General features: G+C 74.8%; 17 protein-coding genes. 6 read left to right on the top strand and 11 right to left on the bottom strand.

The annotated features are described in order from the left end of the window. The first annotated feature begins 52 nt into the window (after positions 1–52). Complete coding sequence (locus OP18_RS31035) at positions 53–703, top strand: DUF5320 domain-containing protein (RefSeq protein ID WP_033362663.1); 651 nt, start codon at positions 53–55, stop codon at positions 701–703. 25 nt (positions 704–728) lie between these two features. Further along, positions 729–1241, top strand: a complete 513-nt coding sequence (locus OP18_RS31030) for an O-acetyl-ADP-ribose deacetylase (RefSeq protein WP_033362662.1) — start codon at positions 729–731, stop codon at positions 1239–1241. Positions 1242–1249: 8 nt separating this feature from the next. Here the strand turns inward: OP18_RS31030 and OP18_RS31025 are convergent, their stop codons facing one another. From OP18_RS31025 to OP18_RS31015, 3 genes are all read right to left on the bottom strand, one after another. Further along, positions 1250–2443: an FAD-dependent oxidoreductase gene (locus tag OP18_RS31025; protein WP_033362661.1), complete on the bottom strand. Its 1194-nt coding sequence runs from the start codon at positions 2441–2443 to the stop codon at positions 1250–1252. A gap of 63 nt (positions 2444–2506) precedes the next feature. After that, entirely contained in the window at positions 2507–3094 is a 588-nt protein-coding gene (locus tag OP18_RS31020; RefSeq protein WP_033362660.1) for a PadR family transcriptional regulator, read from the bottom strand. Beyond that, positions 3091–3936 (bottom strand): oxidoreductase, encoded by an 846-nt coding sequence (locus OP18_RS31015; protein WP_033362659.1) that lies wholly within the window; start codon positions 3934–3936, stop codon positions 3091–3093. Before OP18_RS31015 ends, OP18_RS31020 begins: the two co-directional genes overlap by 4 nt. A 436-nt stretch (positions 3937–4372) precedes the next feature. Between OP18_RS31015 and OP18_RS31010 the strand changes: the two genes are divergently transcribed. From OP18_RS31010 to OP18_RS31000, 3 genes are all read left to right on the top strand, one after another. Then, on the top strand, positions 4373–5227 hold the full coding sequence (locus OP18_RS31010) for an NAD(P)-dependent oxidoreductase (RefSeq protein WP_033362658.1): 855 nt from the start codon (positions 4373–4375) through the stop codon (positions 5225–5227). Further along, entirely contained in the window at positions 5224–6435 is a 1212-nt protein-coding gene (locus OP18_RS31005) for a serine hydrolase domain-containing protein (RefSeq protein WP_033362657.1), read from the top strand. The genes OP18_RS31010 and OP18_RS31005 overlap by 4 nt, the downstream gene beginning before the upstream one ends. Before the next feature lie 111 nt (positions 6436–6546). Further along, entirely contained in the window at positions 6547–8121 is a 1575-nt protein-coding gene (locus OP18_RS31000) for an ABC-F family ATP-binding cassette domain-containing protein (protein ID WP_033362656.1), read from the top strand. A gap of 176 nt (positions 8122–8297) precedes the next feature. On the opposite strand, the gene OP18_RS30995 is transcribed toward OP18_RS31000, so the two are convergent. The 5 genes from OP18_RS30995 to OP18_RS30975 form a co-directional block, all read right to left on the bottom strand. Continuing rightward, positions 8298–9341, bottom strand: coding sequence for a 3-deoxy-7-phosphoheptulonate synthase (locus OP18_RS30995; RefSeq protein ID WP_033362698.1), 1044 nt, complete (start codon positions 9339–9341; stop codon positions 8298–8300). A 230-nt stretch (positions 9342–9571) separates the two neighbouring features. Then, positions 9572–10807, bottom strand: coding sequence for a metallophosphoesterase (locus tag OP18_RS30990; RefSeq protein WP_033362655.1), 1236 nt, complete (start codon positions 10805–10807; stop codon positions 9572–9574). A gap of 48 nt (positions 10808–10855) precedes the next feature. Beyond that, on the bottom strand, positions 10856–11413 hold the full coding sequence (locus OP18_RS30985; RefSeq protein ID WP_033362654.1) for a DUF4291 domain-containing protein: 558 nt from the start codon (positions 11411–11413) through the stop codon (positions 10856–10858). Between the two features lie 149 nt (positions 11414–11562). Continuing rightward, entirely contained in the window at positions 11563–14955 is a 3393-nt protein-coding gene (locus OP18_RS30980) for a DUF4132 domain-containing protein (RefSeq protein ID WP_156089916.1), read from the bottom strand. A gap of 10 nt (positions 14956–14965) precedes the next feature. Further along, a complete protein-coding gene (locus OP18_RS30975) occupies positions 14966–15700 on the bottom strand; it encodes a GntR family transcriptional regulator (RefSeq protein ID WP_033362653.1) in 735 nt (244 codons plus the stop codon). Between the two features lie 49 nt (positions 15701–15749). Between OP18_RS30975 and deoC the strand changes: the two genes are divergently transcribed. Further along, positions 15750–16409 (top strand): deoxyribose-phosphate aldolase, encoded by a 660-nt coding sequence (deoC, locus tag OP18_RS30970; protein ID WP_033362652.1) that lies wholly within the window; start codon positions 15750–15752, stop codon positions 16407–16409. Positions 16410–16430: 21 nt separating this feature from the next. Here deoC and OP18_RS30965 read toward each other — a convergent pair whose 3' ends face one another. The 3 genes from OP18_RS30965 to OP18_RS30955 all read right to left on the bottom strand — a co-directional run bounded on the left by OP18_RS30965 (position 16431) and on the right by OP18_RS30955 (position 19516). Further along, positions 16431–17597 (bottom strand): hypothetical protein, encoded by a 1167-nt coding sequence (locus tag OP18_RS30965; protein ID WP_033362651.1) that lies wholly within the window; start codon positions 17595–17597, stop codon positions 16431–16433. Beyond that, complete coding sequence (locus OP18_RS30960) at positions 17594–18127, bottom strand: SigE family RNA polymerase sigma factor (RefSeq protein WP_033362650.1); 534 nt, start codon at positions 18125–18127, stop codon at positions 17594–17596. Before OP18_RS30960 ends, OP18_RS30965 begins: the two co-directional genes overlap by 4 nt. A 63-nt stretch (positions 18128–18190) precedes the next feature. Then, positions 18191–19516, bottom strand: coding sequence for an ATP-dependent 6-phosphofructokinase (locus OP18_RS30955; protein WP_033362649.1), 1326 nt, complete (start codon positions 19514–19516; stop codon positions 18191–18193). Between the last annotated feature and the right edge of the window lie 43 nt (positions 19517–19559).

The following is a 19559-nucleotide window of genomic DNA, read 5'->3' as shown; positions in this document are numbered from 1 at the left end:
CTAAATTCGACATGTCAGAAATTTTCGCGCTTGTACCCGCAGGAGGCCCGCGTTGGCAGCGTCCCTGGAGACCGTCCCGACCGCCACCGCACCGGAGCCTCGGCCGGCGGAGGCCGGGCCGGCCGAGACCGAGCCGACAGGGACCGGGCCGGCGGAGGCCGAACTGGCGGAGGCTACGCCGGCGGGAACCGGGCCGGAGGGCGCCGGCCCGTACGCCGGGGCGTCGCGGCCGGCGCGGTCCGGGGCCGGCCGCGGGCGGCTCGCCGCGGGCTTCGCGCTCGTGGCCGTCGCCGCCGGTGTCGCCGGCTGGCAGGCGCCGCGGGTCGCCGCCGCGCTCAGCAGGCCCGCCTACCTGGGCGAGCCGGCCGCCGCGATCGCCGCCGACCTGCGCTGCGACAACTACGCCCAGTCCACCGACCACGACGAGTCGGTCTACCGGTACCACGACCAGGGCACCTGCTCCCTGGCGGGCACCGTCGTCACGATCACCACGTTCGACCGGGTCAGCGACGGGCAGGCGTTCGAGTCGGTGATGAGGGCCCTGATCCCCGTGGTCCACCCCACCTGGCAGGGCGCCACGTACGCGGCCGGCGAGGCGTGGAACGTCGCCGACGCCCGCAACCTGACCCCGGAGACCGCCACCCTCGTCGTGCAGCGCCTCGGCACCGGCGCCACGAAGGTGATCCCCTTCGGGAGCAGATAAGCGCGTCGCGTGGCACCATCTGCGGATGCTGGAGCTGGTCGCCGGGGACATCACCGAGCAGCGGGTCGACGCGATCGTCAACGCCGCGAACTCGTCGCTGCTCGGCGGCGGCGGGGTCGACGGCGCGATCCACCGCAAGGGCGGCCCGGAGATCCTGGCCGCCTGCCGCGCGCTGCGGGCCGCGCACCTGGGCAAGGGGCTGCGGCCGGGCCGGGCGGTCGCCACGACCGCGGGGCGGCTGCCCGCGACCTGGGTCATCCACACGGTCGGCCCCGTCTGGAGCGCCACCGAGGACCGCTCGGCGACGCTGCGCGAGTGCTACGTCAACAGCCTGGCCGTCGCCGCCGAGCTGGGGGCGCGGTCGGTGGCCTTCCCGTTGCTGTCGTCCGGGGTGTACCGGTGGCCCAAGGACGACGCCGTCCGGCAGGCCCTCGCCGTGCTGCGGGACCCGCCGCCCGGGGTCGACCCGGTGCGGCTGGTCCTGTTCGACGAGCCCACCCTGCGCCTCGCCGAACAGGTCCGCGCCGCCGGGGCGTGAGCGGCCGCTCAGACCCGGGCGGGCACCGGGGTGGTGACGGTGGCCGACCAGTCGATCGGGTGGTCGAACTGCCAGCGCCACTTCTCCGGGTTGTTCAGCAGCCGCATCGCCGTCGGCATCAGCAGGTCGCGCAGCACCCGGGCGACCGGCCCGGCGGCCTTGTCGCTGTTGGTGCGCGCCGCCGCGGCGATGACCCGCTCGACCCGGGCGCGGCGCAGCTGCTCGTACGCGGCGAAGGCCGCCGGCACGGGCAGGTCGCGCAGGCAGAGGGCGAGCTGCACGGCGCTCTCGGCGGCGAGTGAGGCGCCCTGCCCGGAGCTCGGCGAGGTCGGGTGGGCCGCGTCGCCGATGAGCACGGCGCGGTCGCGGTGCCAGACCGGGACCGACGGGATGTCCTCCAGGCCGCCGGTGACGACCAGGTCGGCGGGGTCGGTGCGGCGGATCAGCTCCACGGCCGGCACCCGGTCGCCGGCGAACGCGTCGGCGAGCACCGGCAGCCACTCGGCGGGCGTGCGGCCGGCGCCGTACGACGGGTCGCGCGAGGGCAGGTTGACGAACCAGCCGCCGTCGCCGCCGCCGGTCACCTGGTAGCCGAAGAAGGCGCGGCGGCCGAAGACCAGGTGCATCTTGTCGCCGGTGGGCGGCACGCCGTCGCCGGAGCAGCGGGCGCCGAAGCCGAGCAGCCCCACGTACCGGGGCGCCGGCGCGGCCGGGTCGATGAGGCGCCGCACCGTGGAGCGGATCCCGTCGGCGCCGATGACGACGTCCGCCTCGGCGGTGCTGCCGTCGGCGAACTCCGCCACGCCCCCGCGCAGGCCGACGAGGCGCTTGCCGTGCGCGATGCGGATGCCCCGGCTGACGGCCTCGTCGTACAGGGCGCGGTACAGCTCGTGCCGCCACACCAGCTGCATCGGCGGCAGGTCGTCGAACGAGCCGAACTCGGCCAGGCGCTTGCCGGTCCAGCTCTGCATGACCATGCCCGACATCGGCGTGCCGACCCGCTCGACGACGTGGTCGGCGTCGACCGCGGCGAGGGCGGTGCGGCCGTTCGGCGCGATGCTGAGCGCCCCGCCGACGCCGTCGGCGAACCCGTCGTGCCCCTCGAAGACGGTGACGGCGATGCCGGCCTTCCGCAGCGCGAGCGCGGCGACCGGACCGGCGATGCCGCCGCCGATGACGATCGCGGACGTGACTGTACCCATGACGTACCCCCGACGCGATGATTGGTTGATGCCAACTATCCGCCGTCAACTAGTCAGAGTCAACTATTGGGTGTCGTGGTACGCCGCCCACATCGGTCCCCACCCCGTCGCGGGGTCGGTGATCTGCTCGATGAACCGGTGCACGAACGCGATCTCCGCCTCCAGCAGGCCCTGCCGGTACACCTCCTCGACCAGGAACAACGGGTGCGGCGTGGCCGCCTCGGCGAGGGCCGCGGCCGCCGCGCGCTGCTCCTCCAGCAGCACCAGGCGCTGCCGCAGCAGCTCCACCACGACGTCCGGGTGCAGGGCGCTGACCAGCGACAGCGCCGAGCCGAACGCCGGATACTCGTGCCGCGGCGTGCCCACCAGGTCGCGGAGCCACTCCTGCAGCTCGGCCCGGCCGTCGGGGGTGATGCCGTACACGGTGCGCTCGGGGCGCTGCCCCTCCCGGCTGGTCTCCTGCTCCGCGATCAGCCCGGCCTTCACCAGCTGCTCGACCACCATGTACACCGAGCCGTGGGTGAACTTGATGCTGCGGTCGTCGCCGTGCGCCCGCAGCGTCTTGGACAGCTCGTAGGGGTGCATCGGCGCCCGGCCCAGGTAGGCCAGCACGGCCAGCGCCAAGAGGTTCGCGACCTTCCGCCGGCTCATGCTGGGCTGAGCGCCTTCATCGCCTCGTCGTCCAGGGCGACGTGCCCGGCGGCGACGTTCTCCTCGAGGTGCTCCAGCGACGCGGTGCCCGGGATGAGCAGCGTGTTCGGCGCGACCGCCAGGATCCACGCCAGTGCGACCTGCGCCGGGGTGACGTCCAGCCGGTGCGCGGTCGCCTTCACCGCCGGGTGCCCGAGGACCCGTTCGCGGCCGAACGCGGCGCCGAGCGGGAAGAACGGCACGAACGCGATCCCGCGGTCGGTGCAGGCCCGCAGCACGTCCTCGCCGCCGCGGTCGACCAGGTTGTACGGGTTCTGCACGCACGCGACCGGGGTGCGGGTCAGGGCGTGCTCCAGCTGCGCGAGGGTCACGTTGCTGAGCCCGACCGCGCCGATCAGCCCCTCGTCGCGCAGCGCGATCATCGCGTCCAGCTGCGCGTCGAAGTCGACGTCGCCGTCGGCGCCGGTCACCCGCAGATTCACCACGTCCAGCCGCTCCACGTCCAGCGACCGCAGGTTGTCCAGCACGCCCGAGCGCAGCTGCTCGGGCCGCTGCGCCGGCAGCCAGCCGCCCCGCTCGTCGCGCTTCGCGCCGACCTTGCTCACCAGCACGAGCCGGGAGTCGTACGGGTGCAGCGCGGTGCGCAGCAGCTCGTTGGCCACGTCGGGGCCGTAGTACTGCGCGGTGTCGATGTGGTTGACGCCGAGCTCGACCGCGCGCCGCACCACGGCCAGGGCCTCGGCCCGGTCCCGGGGCGGCCCGAAGGCACCCCGGCCGGGCAGCTGCATCGCCCCGAACCCGATGCGGTGGACGGTGCGCTCGCCGAGCGGGAAGGTCTTCACCGGGCCAGCCTACGACGGCGCCCGGTCCCGGCGGCCCGCGCACGACATCTGCACAACTCGCACACCCGCCCGCCCCCACCTTCCGCCCTCGGCCACCCGTCTCACCGGGCTGCCCGACCTGGTGGTGATCCAGGTGCGCGCCGCCTCGGCGTGGCGCGGCTACGAGCTGACAACCGGCGCGTTGCCGCCGCGCAGTCCGACGGGGTGCGCGGCATGGGCCGGGTCTGGCCGGCGGCTGGGACCGTCGCCTCGATCCTGCGGCCGGACCTGCTGGACCGCGCCGCCGACGCGGGCCTGCGCAGCTCGCGTTGCCGCTGCTGGAGGCGGCGCCGTCCAGCTTCGGGACCCGGGCCCCAGCCGAGCGGCCGCGGCGCCGTGGTGCGACGATCGAGGCGGCGGCCTCGTTCGGAGGCGCGCGTGTGAAGGGGGCGGCGGGATGACACTGGCGGTGCTGGGGACCGGGATCATGGGCGCGGCCGTCGCCCGCAACTGGCTGCGCGCCGGCGAGACCGTGCGGGTGTGGAACCGCACCGCCGAGAGCGCCGAGGCCCTGGCCCCCGACGGCGCCGTCGTCTGCGACACGCCGGCCGCCTGCGTCGAGGGTGCCGACGTCGTGGTGACCGTCCTGTTCGACGCGGCGTCCGTCGAGACCGTCGTCACCGCGGCCGCACCCGCGCCCGGCACCCTGTGGCTGCAGCTGAGCACCGTCGGTGTGCCCGGCGCCGACGACCTCGCCGCCGTCGCCGCGAAGCTCGGCCTGGTGTACGTCGACGCGCCCGTCCTCGGTACCCGTCAGCCCGCCGAGCAGGGCAAGCTCAACGTGCTCGCGTCCGGCCCCGCCGACGTCCGCGAGCGGGTCGAGGCGCTGTGCGCGCCGATCGCGGCGAAGGTCACCTGGCTCGGCGAGGCCGGCGCCGGCAGCCGCGTCAAGCTCGTGGTCAACAGCTGGGTGCTGACCAGCATGGCCGGGCTGGCGCAGAGCGTCGCGCTCGCCGACGGCCTCGGCGTCGACCCGAAGCTGTTCCTGCAGCTGGTCTCCGGCGGCGCGCTCGACATGCCGTACCTGCACGCGAAGGCACCGTCCATGATGGAGCGTTCGTACCCGGTCGCGTTCCCGGTCAGCGGCGCGGCCAAGGACGCCGCGCTGATCGGCGACCTCGCCACCTCGGTCGGCGTCGACCGGTCGGTCGTGGACGCGGCCGCGGCGCTGCTGGCCACCGCCGCCGAGCGCGGGTTCGCCGAGGACGACATGGCCGCGCTGTACGAGGCCGTGCGGTCCCCGCGGGAGTGAACCGCCGGGGCCTGCTGAGCCGGCTCGGCCTGCTCGGCGGGGGCCTGCTCGCCGGCTGCTCCGCCGCGCCCGCCGCACCGTCCGTGCCGTCCGCGCCCTCACCGTCGCCGTCACCGGTGTCGCCGTGGACGCTGCCGGTGGCCACCCCGGCGCCGTGGCGGTCGGGGCGGTCGCGGGCCGACCGGCTGCGCGCCGCCGTCACCCGGTACCTCGCGCCGAGCCCCGTGCACCCGATGTTCCCCGGTGGCGTGCTCTTCGCCGCCGTCGACGGTGCCGTGGTCGCGCACTTCGCCTTCGGTGACGCCGTCCGGTACGACGCCGCCAAGGCCGAACTGCCGGCGGAGCAACGGATCCCGGCGACCACGGACACCCTCTACGACCTCGCGTCGCTGACCAAGACGTTCACCGCCGTGCTGGCGCTGCGCCTGGTCGAGCAAGGCGCGCTGGCCCTGGACGCCCCGGCCGCGAACCACCTGCCGTCCTTTGTGGACAAGCCGGCGATCACCGTACGGATGCTGCTCACCCACACGTCAGGGCTGTCCAGGGACGTGCCGCTGGTCGGTGCCACCGCCGCCGAACGCGTCGAGCACGTGCTGCGCGAGCCGCCGGTCGGGCCGCCCGGCGGCGGCTACCTGTACGCGGACCAGAACTTCATCGCCCTCGGCGAGATCGTCGCCCGGCTCGCCGGCGAGCCGCTGGACCTGCTGGTCCGCCGGCAGATCGCCGGGCCGCTCGGCCTGGCCCGCACCGGCTTCCGGCCGCCGCCGTCGCTGCCGGTCGCGGCCACCGAGGGCGGCCTGCGGGGCACCGTGCACGACCCGTCGGCGGCCGCGTTCGGCGGTGTCAGCGGCCACGCCGGGCTGTTCGGCACCGCGGCGGACGTCGCGGCGTTCGCCGGCGCGCTGCTCGCCGGCGGCGGCCCGCTGCTGCGACCATCCACAGTGGACCTCATGCGGGCGGACGCCAACGCGCGGTTCGGCCCGGCCGCCGCGCACGGCCTCGGCGTCGACGTCGACCAGGCCTGGTACATGGGGCGGCTGGCCGGGCGCGGCGCGTACGGCCACACCGGCTTCACCGGCACGTCGATGCTGTGCGACCCGGCCCGCCGCATCGTGCTCGTCCTGCTCACCAACCGCGTGCACCCCGACGCCACCTGGGGCAACAACAACGCCGCGCGGCGGGCTGTGGCCGACGCCATGCTGTCCTGAGCCGCCGCGGTGAGGTACGTTGGTGGGGATGTGATCCGCTGACACCTTCCCGACCCGCGCCCGAGGCCATCGCCCGGCGGGTTTCCGACGTTCCTTGCCGGTGGTGTCCGCATGTCCTTTTCCCCTTTGCTCGCGCATGACCTCGTCCGCACGTTCGGCACCCGCCGGGTGCTCGACGGCGTGTCCCTCACCGCCGCACCCGGCCACCGCATCGGCCTGATCGGCGAGAACGGCGCCGGCAAGTCCACGCTGCTGCGGCTGCTCGCCGGCGTCGACGAGCCGGAGACCGGGACCGTCGAGCGGCCGGCCGACCTCGGGTACCTGCATCAGGAGATGCCGTTCGACGCGGGTGCCACCGTCGCCGACGTCATCGACGACGCCCTGCGCGAGGCCCGCGAGGATGTCGCCGCGCTCGAGTCGCCCGACGCGCTGAGCCTCGCGGAGTACGGCGAGCGGCTCGAACGCGCCCAACTGCACGACGCGTGGGACGCCGACCGGCGCGCCGGGCTCGTCCTGGACGGCCTCGGCCTCGGCGGTGTCGCGCACGAGCGCACCCTCGGCACGCTCTCCGGCGGGCAGCGGGGCCGGCTCGCGCTCGCCGCGCTGCTCATCCGCCGCCCGTCCGCGCTGCTGCTGGACGAGCCGACCAACCACCTCGACGACGACGCGGCCGCGTTCCTGGAGGCGCAGCTGCGCGACCTGCCCGGCGCCGTCGTCCTGGCCAGCCACGACCGTGCCTTCCTCGACGCCGTCTGCACCGACCTCGTCGACCTCGACCCCGCCGTCGACGGCCCCACCAGGTACGGCGGCAACTACACCGACTACCAGGCGGCCAAGCGCGCCGAACGGGAACGCTGGCAGCGCCGCTTCGAGGAGGAGCAGGAGGAGCTGCACGACCTGCGCCGCGCGGTCGCCGTCACCGCCCACCAGGTGGCGCCGGGCCGGGAACGCCGCGACAGCGAGAAGATGGGGTACGGGCACACCGCCGGACGGGTCCAGCAGCAGATCTCCCGCCGCGTGCGCAACGCGACCCGGCGCCTCGACGACCTCACCCGCACCCAGGTCCGCAAGCCCCCGGCGCCGCTGCGCTTCAACGCCGCCGCCCTGGCCGCGGCCCCGTCCGCCGTGGACGGCCTGCTGGTGTCGCTGCGCGACGTGTCGGTGCCGGGCCGGCTCACGCTGCCGTTGCTCGATCTCGCCGCCACCGACCGCCTGCTGGTCACCGGCGCCAACGGCGCGGGCAAGTCGACCCTGCTCGCGGTCCTCGCCGGACGGCTGGCCGCGACCGGCACCGTCCAGCGGCGCCGCGGCCTCACCGTGGGGCTGCTCGCCCAGGACACCGTGTTCGACCGGCCCGACCTGACGGTCGCCGCCACGTACGAGCAAACCCTCGGCCCCGACCGCGCCGAGGCGGTGCCCCTGCGGTCGCTGGGCCTGCTGGCGCCGCGGGACCTGGCCCGGCCGGTGGGGGAGCTGTCGGTGGGGCAGCGGCGGCGGCTCGGGCTGGCGCTGCTGGTCGCGAACCCGCCGGAGCTGCTGCTGCTGGACGAGCCGACCAACCACCTGTCGCCGCGCCTGGCGGACGAGCTGGAGGAGGCGCTCGGCACCGGCCCTGGCGCGACCGTGGTCGCCAGCCACGACCGGTGGCTGCGCGCCCGATGGGCCGGCCGCTCCCTGCGCCTCTGAGCGGCGTCGCGCTGCGCCTCTGAGCGGCGTCGCGCTGTGCCTCTGAGCGGCGTCGCGCTGTGCCTCTGAGCGGCGTCGCGCTGTGCCTCTGAGCGGCGTCGCGCTGTGCCTCTGAGCGGCGCCGCGCGGCCCGGTGGATCGCCGATCCTGTCTTGGCGACCCACCGGGCCGTGCGGTCAGCCCCGGCGGGCGCGGACGGCGGCGGCCAGGTCGGCCAGCAGCGTCTCGGTGGTGTCCCACGACATGCACGCGTCGGTGACGCTCTTGCCGTAGGTCAGCTCGCCGCCGAGATCCTGGCGACCCTCGACGAGGAAGCTCTCCAGCATGACGCCGGCGATGCCGTCCTGCCCGGCCGCGATCTGCGCGGCGATCTCCCGCGTCACCGTCGCCTGGCGGACGTGGTCCTTGCCGCTGTTGCCGTGGCTGGCGTCGACCACGAGCCGCTGCGGCAGGCCGGCCTTCTCCAGCCGGGCGAGGGCGTCACCGACCCCCTCCGGCCCGTAGTTCGGACCCGAACGGGCACCGCGCAGGATGATGTGGCAGTCCGGGTTGCCGGTGGTCTCCACGACTGCGGCCCGGCCGTCCTCGTCGACGCCGAAGAACACGTGCCGGCTGGCGGCGGTGGTGCAGCCGTCGATGGCCACCTGCACGTCGCCGTCGGTGGCGTTCTTGAACCCGACCGGCATCGACAGGCCCGACGCGAGCTGCCGGTGCACCTGGCTCTCCGGGGTCCGCGCGCCGATCGCGCCCCACGACACGGCGTCGGCGATGTACTGCGGGCTGGTCGGCTCCAGGAACTCGCAGCCGACCGGCAGCCCCAACCCGAGCACGTCCAGCAGCAGCCGGCGGGCCAGCCGCAGCCCCGTCGGCACGTCGAACGTCTCGTCGAGCCCCGGGTCGTTGATGAGGCCCTTCCAGCCGACCGTGGTGCGTGGCTTCTCGAAGTACACCCGCATCACGACGCACAGGTCGGCCTCGTGCTCGGCGGCGGCCGCCGCGAGCCGGCGCGCGTAGTCGACGGCGGCGACCGGATCGTGCACCGAACACGGCCCGACCACCACGAGCAGCCGGTCGTCGGCGCCGGTCACGATCGCGTGGACCTCGTCCCGCGATCGTCGCACGACCTCGGCGCGGGCATCGTCCATCGGTAGCTCGGCCTGCAGCTCCCGCGGCGTGACAAGCGGCCGGTACCCCGTGACGCGCAGATTGCTGGTGTTCATCGCCGTCTCTTCTCCCAGGTAGAGGCGGGTCCGGTGGTCCAGCCCGCCGTGTGACACGACAAAGGGCAGAGACGTTGGTCTCTGCCCTTGCTGGCTCCGGGTGATTAGGTCAGCGCAAACGACCGCCGGCTCCACCCGGAGCCACGGTAAAACGCCGATAACCCTGCATCACGCCGCCATCGTAGCTCATCCGCGTCGCCTGTCCACGTGACGGCCGCCTCACTGTGCGCTCACGGGGCTCGGAGCTCGACCAGCGTCACGTCCGGCGCTGCGCCGACCCGCACCGGCGGCCCCCAGAACCCGGCGCCGTTGGTCACGTACACCGGCATCCCGTCCACCTGCCCCAGTCCCGTGGTCACTGGCTGGGACGCCCGGGTCACGTAGTGGAACGGCCACAGCTGCCCGCCGTGCGTGTGCCCGGACAGCTGCAGGTCGACGCCCCGCTTCGCGGCCTCGTGCGCCTGGACCGGCTGGTGCGCCAGCAGCACCACCGGCCGCCCCGGATCCCGCCCGCCGAGGGCCAGGTCGTAGTCGGGCGGGTCGCCGACGCTGCCGCCGGTCGCGTCGTTCACCCCGGCCAGGTCCAGCCCGTCGACCTCGACCCGGGCGTTGCGCAGCACCCGCAGCCCGAGCCCGCCGACGTGCCCGATCCAGTCCTCGTGCCCGGAGAAGTACTCGTGGTTGCCCGTCACGAAGTACGCCCCCCGCCGGCTGCGCAGCCCCCGCAGCGGCTCCGCCGCCGTGCCGAGGTCGCCGACCGTGCCGTCGACGAGGTCGCCCACCACGGCCACGATGTCGGCGTCGAGCGCGTTGACGGCGGCCACGACCCGCTCCGTGTGCGCCCGTCCGAGCAGCGCCCCGAGGTGCACGTCCGACACCAGCGCGATCCTGGTCCCGTCCATGCCGCGGGGCAGCTTCGCCAGTGGGACACGCACCCGCCGCGTCGCGGGCGGCCCGAGGGCGCTGGCCATCCCGGCGGCGGTGACCCCGGTCGCGGCGAGCCCGGCCATGATGGCCGCGCCCCGCGCGATCAGCAGCCGCCGCTGCCGATCGACACCGCCGTCGGCCGCGGTGATCGCCCCGCCCGGTGCGGTGCCGCCCGGTGCCGTGCTGCTCGGCGCGGCGCCCGCCGGTGCGGCGCTGTGCTCGACCGGCCTGCTCAGCAGCACGACCCGGGCCGCCCACCGCGGCAGTTCCAGGACGACGAGCGCCAGCACGAGATAGGCGAGCACGGCCAGCCACACGTACCCGGGCCAGCCGACGATCCGTTCGAGGACCGGCTCGTACCGGCGCGGCAACGCCCGGTTGCCGACCGCCGTCACCGCCGCGAGCACCCCGAGCGCCGCCACCACCCACGCCCCGGCGCGGCGGACCCGCCGGCCGGTGCTCGTGTCCCGGACGACCCGCACCCAGACGTACCAGTGCACCACCCCTACACCGACCACCACCAGCACCGCGAACAGCATCCGACGATCGTCCCAACCCGCCGCAACGCGCCGACGGCGATCAGCCCGTCACGTCGCGTTGATGCGGCGGGCGACGGCCGGGTCGACTGGGAACGGCCGCTCCGCGGGCAGGAGCCGCTGCGCCTCGGCGGCGCGGCCGGTCTGCACGAGGCCGGCGATCTTCCGCACGGTCGGCGTGAGGTCGGTCAGGCCGACGACCCATTCGGTGGCGTACTGCCGGATCAGGTCCCGGCCGATCCCCACCTGGATGCTGTAGTGGTTGAGGGCGGCGCCGCGCAGGGAGCGCTCCGGGTCCCACTGCACGTGGACCCGGGCCTGCGCGAGGGCCGGGTCGCTGGTCGGCACCGCCTCCGACAGCGCCCGGTGCCAGCCGTCGCGGGTGATCCGCACCGCCAGGATCCGCTCCTGCCCGGACTTGCGGCCCCAGTTGCTGCGGTGCATGAGCCACAGCAGCGACGGCTTGATCCAGGTCATCCTGGTGAACGAGAACGGCGCCACGAACGTCCCGGCGGCGAGTGCCGCATCGGCCACCGCGGTCGGATACGCCTGGTACACCACGATGGTGGCCGCGTCGTAGCTCGCCCGGATCTCACGCATGGCGGTCATCGCCCACCTCCACGATGGACGATCGCCCCCGCCGCCGTCTCCCGGCAACCCGATTCCCGCCGCCGGTCCCGCATCGCCGTGGAGCCCGCCGGTCCGGCGGGTCTGGCGGGTCTGGGGGTCTGTGGGTCTGGCGGGTCTGGCGGGTCTGGTCAGAAGCACGAGCCGAGGTCGCGGAGCAGCTCGGACGCCGTGGCCGGGTCGAGCGTCGAGAACGGCACGGCGTGCTGGCGGGTCCACTGGTTGCCGCCGGCCGGGCAGATCCAGACGTCGTCGAAGACCTGCTCGGGATACTGTGTCGGCACGCCCATCGCGATGCCCGGGTCGAGGTCGACGATCAGCAGCGCACCGCCGGGCAGGTCACGCTCGACCCGACTCTGGTGGCCGCCCTCCTGGCCGGACCGCTGCCAGCCGCGCCGCTCCAGGGCGAGGAGCTTCACGGTGAGCGCCTTCCGCCCGTCGAACCGCTCCAGCCGCGTCGCGGCCGCCTCCTGCGCCGTGAAGCGGTGCACGTCGCGGGCGAGCTGCCGGAACGGTTGCAGGATCTCGTAGTCGGCGAACACCTCGGACCAGGCCGGCACGTCGAGGTGCACGGGATGCGCCACCGACACGACCGCGTCGTCGGCGAGCGCGACCGGCTGGTCGTCGACTCCGGCCAGCGTCCGGTCCTCCGCCAGCCGCACGGCAACACCGACCCCGCCAGCACCAGCGCCGCCGACAGGACCGCCGCCGTCAAGACCGCCGCCGACAGGACCACCGCCGACAGAACCGCCGCCGACAGGACCGGCGCCGGCGGGGCCGGCCTCGCCGGGCGGGGGAGCGACCAGCCACACCACACGGCGGGCGATCGGCCACAGCAGCGGATGCCGCAGGAACGTCCGGCGGAACTCGGCGCCCGTCCACTGCCGCCCCGTCGCCATCGCCCGCTCCAGGCGCGCCACCTGCTCCGTCGAGACCTTCCGCACGACCTTTTTCATGTCGGTGAAGCGTCGCTGCGCGGCCGGCGCGAGGCGGGCGTCGTCGCTCGCCGCCGGGTCCGGCAGGTCCTTGCGCCGGGCGCCGGTCTCGTCGAGCACATACGGCTTCAGCTGCTCGTCGAAGCCGACCGTGAACCGGCGCGGGCCGTAGTCGAGGGTGGTGGTCGCGTCCGGGGCCAGGTCGAGGTGCGGCACGAGACGGTCGGCGAGCTGGTCCGCGGTCAGCTCCAAGGCCTCGGCCACCTCGCGCAGCTTCGACTCGGCGCGGGCCCTGACCGCCTTCGCCTTCATCTTCGCGGCGATGTCCTGCAGCTGGATCAGGGCGGCGTCGGTGCCGAGCTGGGCGAGCACGTCGAGGCCCGCGGCGGCGCGCTGGTGGGCTCCCTCATACGGCCACACCCGCACCGCCGCGGCCAGCATGGCGGCGGTCTCGTCGTCGCCGAGCACGGCCTGCGCGTCGAGGGCCCAGCTGCCCGCCGGTGGCGCGTCGGCGGCCTCCCACCGCTGCAGCAGCGCCCACGCGAAGCGGGCCAGGTCGGACGGCTCGCAGGCGGCCCGGACCAGGGCGATCCCGGCATAGGGGTCGCCGGGCTTGGACAGCATGAGCATCGTGACCAGGTGCCGGACGGCGTCGGCCGGCAGGACGTCGGTGGAGTCGCGCAGCCGGACCGGGGGCAGGATGACCGGGTCGGCCCAGACCGGCGCGGCCGGGATGCGGGGCGGCAGGACGTCGAGCGGGTCGGTGTCGAGCAGGTCGCGGATCGCCGCGCCGGCGGCCGGCCCGTAGGCGTCGGCCGCGGCGAGGACCGGGTCGCGGTGGCCGGCGGCGGCCAGCGCGAGCAGGGCCTGCCCGGCGTGCCGGCGGCCCACCCCCGGCTTGGCCAGGGCGGCCGGGACGAGCGCCCGCGCCGCGGCGGCGGGATGCCGGCGCAGCCAGTCGAGCGCGATCGTGCGGGCCGCCTTCAGCCGGCCGAGCCAGTCGGCGACCAGCAGCGCCACCTCCGGCGCGGTGAACGGCAGCAGGTGCGGCCCGCCGTCCAGCGGGCTGCGGCGGGCGATGCGCAGCACGAGGGGCAGCGCCGGGAGACCGAACCGCGCGGCGATCCTGGGCAGCCAGTAGTGCACGCCGGTCAGCCGGTGCGGATTCCACACCGGCAGCAGCGGCAGCACGACCTCCTCGGGACCGTCCTCGAGCAGGTCGGTGGCGACCCAGTCGTCGATCGTGCCGTCGTGCACCTGCCTGGCGAGCTCCCGCGGGTCATGCATGGGCGACAGGGTGCGGTGCCAGGACAGCAGCCGCTCCCGCTCGCCCGCCGGCCAGGCGACGGCCGGCTCGTCGGTGCACCGCAGGTCCGCGAGCACGACCGGCTTCACCGCCTTGCGCCGGACCGTCCACGGCGGTGTCACCAGCACGGCCGGCAGGGGCCCGGTCCCGGCCGGACCTTCGGCGGGGGAGGCCGCGGCGCCTTCGGGCGCCAGCTCGGGATGCCGGGCCACGTGCCGCCGCAGCAGCTCGGCCACCCTCGGCCGGTCGGCGGACGCGGCCAGCAGCCGCATCGCCCGCTCGGGGAACCGCCCGGCCGCGGTCTCGATCGCCTCCTGCGCGCCCTTGACGTCGAGGCCACGCAGCAGCTCCTCGAACGCCCGGTCGGTCGGGATCGCCGCGAGCGTGGCCAGCAGCGAGCGCCGGTGCGCGGCCGAGCCATAGCCCCGCTCGCGCCAGCGGTCAAAGATGTCGAGCAGGCCGTCGCCGAGGCCCTCCGCGAGCGTGTGCACCATGATCGTGCTGCTCAGCGACCACCAGCCGCCATAGTCCTCGATCCACGGCCGGATCAGCGCCGCCTGCGTCGCGGTGTGCGCCGCCGCCATGAGCAGCTCTGCGTCCTGGCGATCCCTGCGCTGGCGGGCGACCTCGGCGGCGTCGGCGTCGACCCAGCGGGTCTGCGCCGGGTCGAGGAACGACGTCACGATCCGCCGCCGCAGCGAGCCGGTGCGATAGGGCAGCAGCGCCTCGACGACGGCGGCGTGGACGTCGTCGGGGGCGGCCGCGACCGCCGTGCGCACCCTGGCCAGCACGGTGTCCAAGGCGACCACCGAGCCGCGGTCGTTCGGCGCGACGCTCAGCCGCCGGATCGACAGGTGCCCTGCGCAATACCGCTCGCCGCATTCGCCGTCGGGGACGGGCTCCGGGCCGCGCCGGACCGGGCAGCCGCGGCGGCTCACCATGAGGTCGCTCGCCTCGACCGCCGCGGCCGCGGCGAACGGCAGTCCGAAGCGGGTGATCCAGCCGTCGGCGACGGCCTGCCGGTTGAAGCGCGGCAGGCTGGTGTCGCGCAGCAGGACCGTGCCGACGGCCGCGACGCCCAACGGGGTCGGAGTGCCGTCGAGCGTGGCCAGCCCCGCGGCGGTGACGTCGGCGTCGGCGCCCGGGTCGGACAGCACCGTGCGGGTCACCGACCAGTCGGGCACGTTGCCGGTCACCGGGACCCATGGGACCTGGATGCCGCCGCGCCGGGGATAAATGCTGCGCCGCCACGAGCCCGGCACCACCATCGCCACTGCTGTCACGGCCGACACACTAACCAGACCCACCGACATTTTCCGCCGCCCCGACGCCGAAGGCGACGTCCAGGTGGTACCGCTCGCCGGCGTACCGCGACTCGGTCAGCTCCAGCGGCACGTCGGCGGCGTCGAGGATGAGCCGCCGCTCGACCAGCAGGGGCGCGCCCGCGCGGACCGACAGCAGCCGGGCGTCGGTGCGGGTCGCGGCGGCCGCGGTCAGCGTCGCGGTGCCGCGGGTGGGGGTGCGGCCGAGCGCGGTGACGGCGGCGTGCAGCGAGCCGCCGGCCAGGTCGGCCTCCAGCACCGCGGCGAGCGCGCCCGGGAAGACGGCCCGTTCGACGGCGACGGGGGTGCCGTCGGCGAGCCGTACCCGCGACACGGCAACGACGTCGACGCCCGTGGGCAGCCGCAGCCGGGCGGTCTCGGCCTCCGTCGCCGGCCGCACCGACGCGTCCACCACCAGCGACGACGGGGTCCTGCCCTGCCGGCGCATCTCCTCGCTGAAGCGCACGAGGTTGTCGGCGCGGCGCGGCGCGGCGGGCACGGCGACGAACGTGCCGCGGCCGGGGGAGCGGTACGCCAGCCCCGCGCTCACCAGGTTGGTGACGGCGGCCCGGGCGGTCATCCGGCTGACCCCGTGCTCGCGCGCCAGCTCCGGCTCCGACGGCAGCGGGTCGTGCGGCGCCGAGCGGGCGACCAGCGCCCGCAGCGCCTGCTCGATGCGGTGGTAGTGCGGCGTGAAGTCGGTCACGGGATCCGACGGTACACACGAAGCTGTATAGACAACTAGACTGGGGTGCATGGAGAACGTGGCAAAGACGATCGACCACTCGCTGCTCCGGCCGGAGCTGACGCTCGACGAGGTGCGCGCCGGCTGTGCGCTCGCCGCCCGCTACGACGTGGCCTCGGTGTGCGTCCGCCCGTGCGACGTGCCGGAGGCGGCGGCGCTGCTGCGGGGGACCGGCGTGCTCGTCGGCACCGTCGCCGGGTTCCCGCACGGCGACGCCACCACCGCGACGAAGGTCGCTGAGGCGCGGCGCGCGGTCGCCGACGGCGCCGCCGAGATCGACATGGTGCTCAACATCGGCCGGCTGCGCTCCGGCGACCTCACCACGGTCGAGGCCGACATCCGCGCGGTCGTCGATGCGGTGGACGGCGCGACGGTGAAGGTAATCCTGGAGAACGCGTACCTCACCGACGCGGAGAAGGTCGCCGGCTGCGAGGCCGCCGAGCGCGCCGGCGCGCACTACGTGAAGACGTCCACCGGCTTCGCGCCGGGCGGCGCCACGATGGAGGACCTGCGGCTGATGCGCGCCGCCGTCTCGCCGAAGGTGAAGATCAAGGCGGCCGGCGGCGTGCGGACCCTCGACATCCTCCTCGCCATGGCGGCCGTCGGCGTGACCCGGTTCGGCGCCACGGCGACGGCCGCCATCCTCGACGACCTGGCGAGCCGGTCCTAGACGATCACCGCGAAGGCGACATCAGGGCACCGTGACCGGGATGACCGCCTCCGGGTGCTCGATGACGACCTGGCCGTCGTACGGGGTCAGTTGCCGGATCGCCACGTAGTGGTTGCCGAGGTTGACCGGGTCGTCGACCGGCGCCGGGCGCCGCGCGGCGAAGAACGTCAGCGGGTACGCGACCGTCGCCCCGGCGCCCGGGCCGTCCAGCTCGCAGACCACCGCGTTGTGCCCCGGGTCCGGGCGCACCGCGCAGGACTGCCAGCCGTCGCCCGCCGGGCGGACCCCCTCGGGCAGGATGAGCAGGAGCTCCAGGCGGGCGACCGGGACGTTGCCGTCGTTGCGCACCGTGACCGTCGTCGAGCCGGTGAAGGCGCGGCCCTGCAAGTGGAAGGTCAGCGCCGACGCGGTGACGGTCAGGCGCGACGACGGCGCGTCGGCCGGGAACGTGGTGGGGCCGTCGACCTGGCGGAAGCGGCCGTCCTGCAAGGCGTACGTGCGCCACTGGTTCGGGACCGCGTTCTGGCCGGCGTCGGAGTACTGCTCGGAGACCAGCACCGCGATCCGGCCGCCGTCGCGGGCCTGCAGGTGGTCCATCATCGCGAAGCCGTCCTGCGGGCCGATGACCTGGCCGATCGGCTGCAGCTCGGACGGGTCGGACGGGAGCCGGCGGTACGCGACGATCTGGCCGCCGCCGGACTCCGGGCCCTCACCGCAGCGCAGATACGCGACGTAGTCGCCGATGTCGTCGTGGTCGACGTCGGTGGTGGCGTAACCGAGAACGTTCACGGGCCGGCGCGTACCGCTGACCCCCTGCCCGCTCTCCAGCGTGACCTTGCCCTTGGTGCAGGTGGCGTCCAGGGTCGCGCCCCAGCTCGGCACCGTGATGGTGCCCGAGGCGAACGGGCCCAGGTCCGGCCCCCGGTACGCGACCTCGCTCGGCAGGGTCGTGGGCGAGGCCACGGCCGGCGGCGGGCTCGCCTCCGGCGTCGGCGCCCGGTCGTCGCCGCGCACGGCGGTGGTGCCCAGCGCCACGGCGAGGACGGCGACCCCGGCCAGCGCGGTGGCGCCGACGCGCCGGTTCCGGATGCGCCGCGACTCGGTGAGAGCCCGGTCACGCAGGTCGACGGGGGCGACCTCGCCGGCGATGTCGTCCAGCGCCCGGCGCAGGTGGTCGATCTCGCTCATCGGGCATCTCCGTTCACGCCGGCGCCGGCGAGCTCCGGCGCGAGGATCCGCAACCGCTCCAGGGCCTTGGCGGTCTGGCTCTTGACGGTGCCGACGCTCACGCCGAGGACCTCGGCGGCCTGCGCCTCGGTGAGGTCGTCGAAGAAGCGCAGCACGACGACGGCCCGCTGTTTGGCGGTCAGCCGCGACAGCGCGCTGCGCAGCGACAGCCGTAGCGCCGTGTGCTCGGCATGGTCGGGTCCCGCGCCGGCCCGGTCGGGCAGCTCGCCGGGGAACGCCTCGGCGACCCGCCGGCGCCGCCATCGCGAGACCTGCAGGTGATACATCGTCTTGCGCACGTACGCCTCGGCGTTGCCCTCCGCGTGCAGCCGCCGCCAGGCGCGGTGGGTGAGCCCGAGGGCGCTCTGCACGAGATCCTCGGCGAGGTGCTGATCACCGGTCAGCAGGTACGCCGAGCGCAGCAGCGCGGGTGTTCGCGTCCGGACGAACGCGTCGAAGTCAGCGGCGAGCGGCTGACCTGTGGGAGCCATACCAGCCAAGACGACAACTCCCGCCGGAAGGTTGGGACCTCCGCGAAGATTTTGCCCGCGATCCTAGGCGAACACCGGCGGCTGGCCGGTCGCCTCCAGCACCGACATCCACAGGTCGCCGCCGGGGTCGACGAGGTTGCGGGAGCTGATCGCCAGGGCGATCGGCACGTGCACGAAGCGCCCCCGCCAGCGCCCGACGACCATCTCCGTGCGCCCGGCCATGGCGGCGTGCACCGCGGCGTGCGCGAGCCGGATGCAGTAGACGCTGTCGTACGGGTTCGCCGGCACGCTGCGAATGGTGTAGCTCGGGTCGATGTACTTGAGGTTGGCCTCGACGCCGGCGGCGGCGAAGTCGTCGGCGATGCGGTGGCGCAGGTAGCGGCCGAAGTCCTGCAGGCGCACGTTGCCGGAGGCGTCCAGCGTGGTGGCGGAGTCCAGCAGGTACTCCTGCCCCGCGCCCTCGGCCACGACGATCATCGCGTGGCCGCGCTCGACCACGCGGGCGCGCAGGTGCGCCAGGAAGCCGCCGGGGCCGTCGAGGGAGAACGGCACCTCCGGGATGAGCACGTAGTCGGCGTCGTTGTTGGCCAGGGCCGCGTAGCAGGCGATGAACCCGGAGTGCCGGCCCATCAGCTGCACCAGGCCGATGCCGTTCGGGAACGCGGTCGCCTCGACGTGCGCGGCCCGGATCGCCTCCGTCGCCTTGGCGAAGGCGGTCTGGAAGCCGAAGGAGCGCTCGATGTACGGGATGTCGTTGTCGATCGTCTTGGGCACCCCGACGACGGCGATGCGCCGCCCCCGCTCGGCGACGACCTCGGCGATCTTCAGCGCGCCGCGCATGGAGCCGTCGCCGCCGATGACGAACAGGACGTTGACCGACAGCTGCTCCAGGCAGTCGACGATCTCGTTCGGGTCCTGGTTGCCGCGCGACGTGCCGAGGATCGTGCCGCCGTACTCGTTGATGCCGGCGACCACCTCCGCGTCGAGGTCGACGACCTCCCGGCCGTAGCGGGCGGTCATGCCCTGGTACCCGTTGCGGAAGCCGAAGATGCGCCGCACCCCGTAGTGGTTGGTCAGCTCCAGGACCAGGGCACGGATGACGTCGTTGAGCCCGGGGCACAGCCCGCCGCAGGTGACGATCCCGACGCGGGTCTTCGACGGGTCGAAGAAGATCTTGCGGCGGGGGCCGCCGGGCTCGAAGCCGGGCAGCTCGTCGACGGGCACGCCCCGGGCCGCGACGAGCGCGACCGTGTCGTCGAGCAGCACCCGGTCGGACTCGTCGACGTAGTGCTGGGTGGTGCGCCCGGTGCGCAGCAGCGCGGCCAGGGGCGAGTCGATGCGGCTCTCGCCGAGCGTCTTGACCTCGAGCTGGGCCCGTTCGTCGACCATGGCTCCATGCTGCTGGATCCTCGTTTCGTACCGGTGAAATCGG

This window comes from Dactylosporangium aurantiacum, from assembly GCF_000716715.1.
GTDB classification, from domain to species: Bacteria; Actinomycetota; Actinomycetes; order Mycobacteriales; family Micromonosporaceae; genus Dactylosporangium; species Dactylosporangium aurantiacum.
This window is presented reverse-complemented; position numbering and strand designations above follow the sequence as displayed.

Excerpts from the sequence above, each read along its gene's own strand:
- OP18_RS30995 (WP_033362698.1), bottom strand. The coding sequence starts at position 9,341 with ATGAACACCAGCAATCTGCGCGTCACGGGGTACCGGCCGCTTGTCACG.
- OP18_RS30985 (WP_033362654.1), bottom strand. The coding sequence starts at position 11,413 with ATGACCGCCATGCGTGAGATCCGGGCGAGCTACGACGCGGCCACCATC.
- OP18_RS31030 (WP_033362662.1), top strand. The coding sequence starts at position 729 with ATGCTGGAGCTGGTCGCCGGGGACATCACCGAGCAGCGGGTCGACGCG.
- OP18_RS30990 (WP_033362655.1), bottom strand. The coding sequence starts at position 10,807 with ATGCTGTTCGCGGTGCTGGTGGTGGTCGGTGTAGGGGTGGTGCACTGG.
- OP18_RS31010 (WP_033362658.1), top strand. The coding sequence starts at position 4,373 with ATGACACTGGCGGTGCTGGGGACCGGGATCATGGGCGCGGCCGTCGCC.
- OP18_RS30960 (WP_033362650.1), bottom strand. The coding sequence starts at position 18,127 with ATGGCTCCCACAGGTCAGCCGCTCGCCGCTGACTTCGACGCGTTCGTC.
- OP18_RS31000 (WP_033362656.1), top strand. The coding sequence starts at position 6,547 with ATGTCCTTTTCCCCTTTGCTCGCGCATGACCTCGTCCGCACGTTCGGC.
- OP18_RS31025 (WP_033362661.1), bottom strand. The coding sequence starts at position 2,443 with ATGGGTACAGTCACGTCCGCGATCGTCATCGGCGGCGGCATCGCCGGT.
- OP18_RS31020 (WP_033362660.1), bottom strand. The coding sequence starts at position 3,094 with ATGAGCCGGCGGAAGGTCGCGAACCTCTTGGCGCTGGCCGTGCTGGCC.
- OP18_RS30965 (WP_033362651.1), bottom strand. The coding sequence starts at position 17,597 with ATGAGCGAGATCGACCACCTGCGCCGGGCGCTGGACGACATCGCCGGC.
- deoC (WP_033362652.1), top strand. The coding sequence starts at position 15,750 with ATGGAGAACGTGGCAAAGACGATCGACCACTCGCTGCTCCGGCCGGAG.
- OP18_RS30955 (WP_033362649.1), bottom strand. The coding sequence starts at position 19,516 with ATGGTCGACGAACGGGCCCAGCTCGAGGTCAAGACGCTCGGCGAGAGC.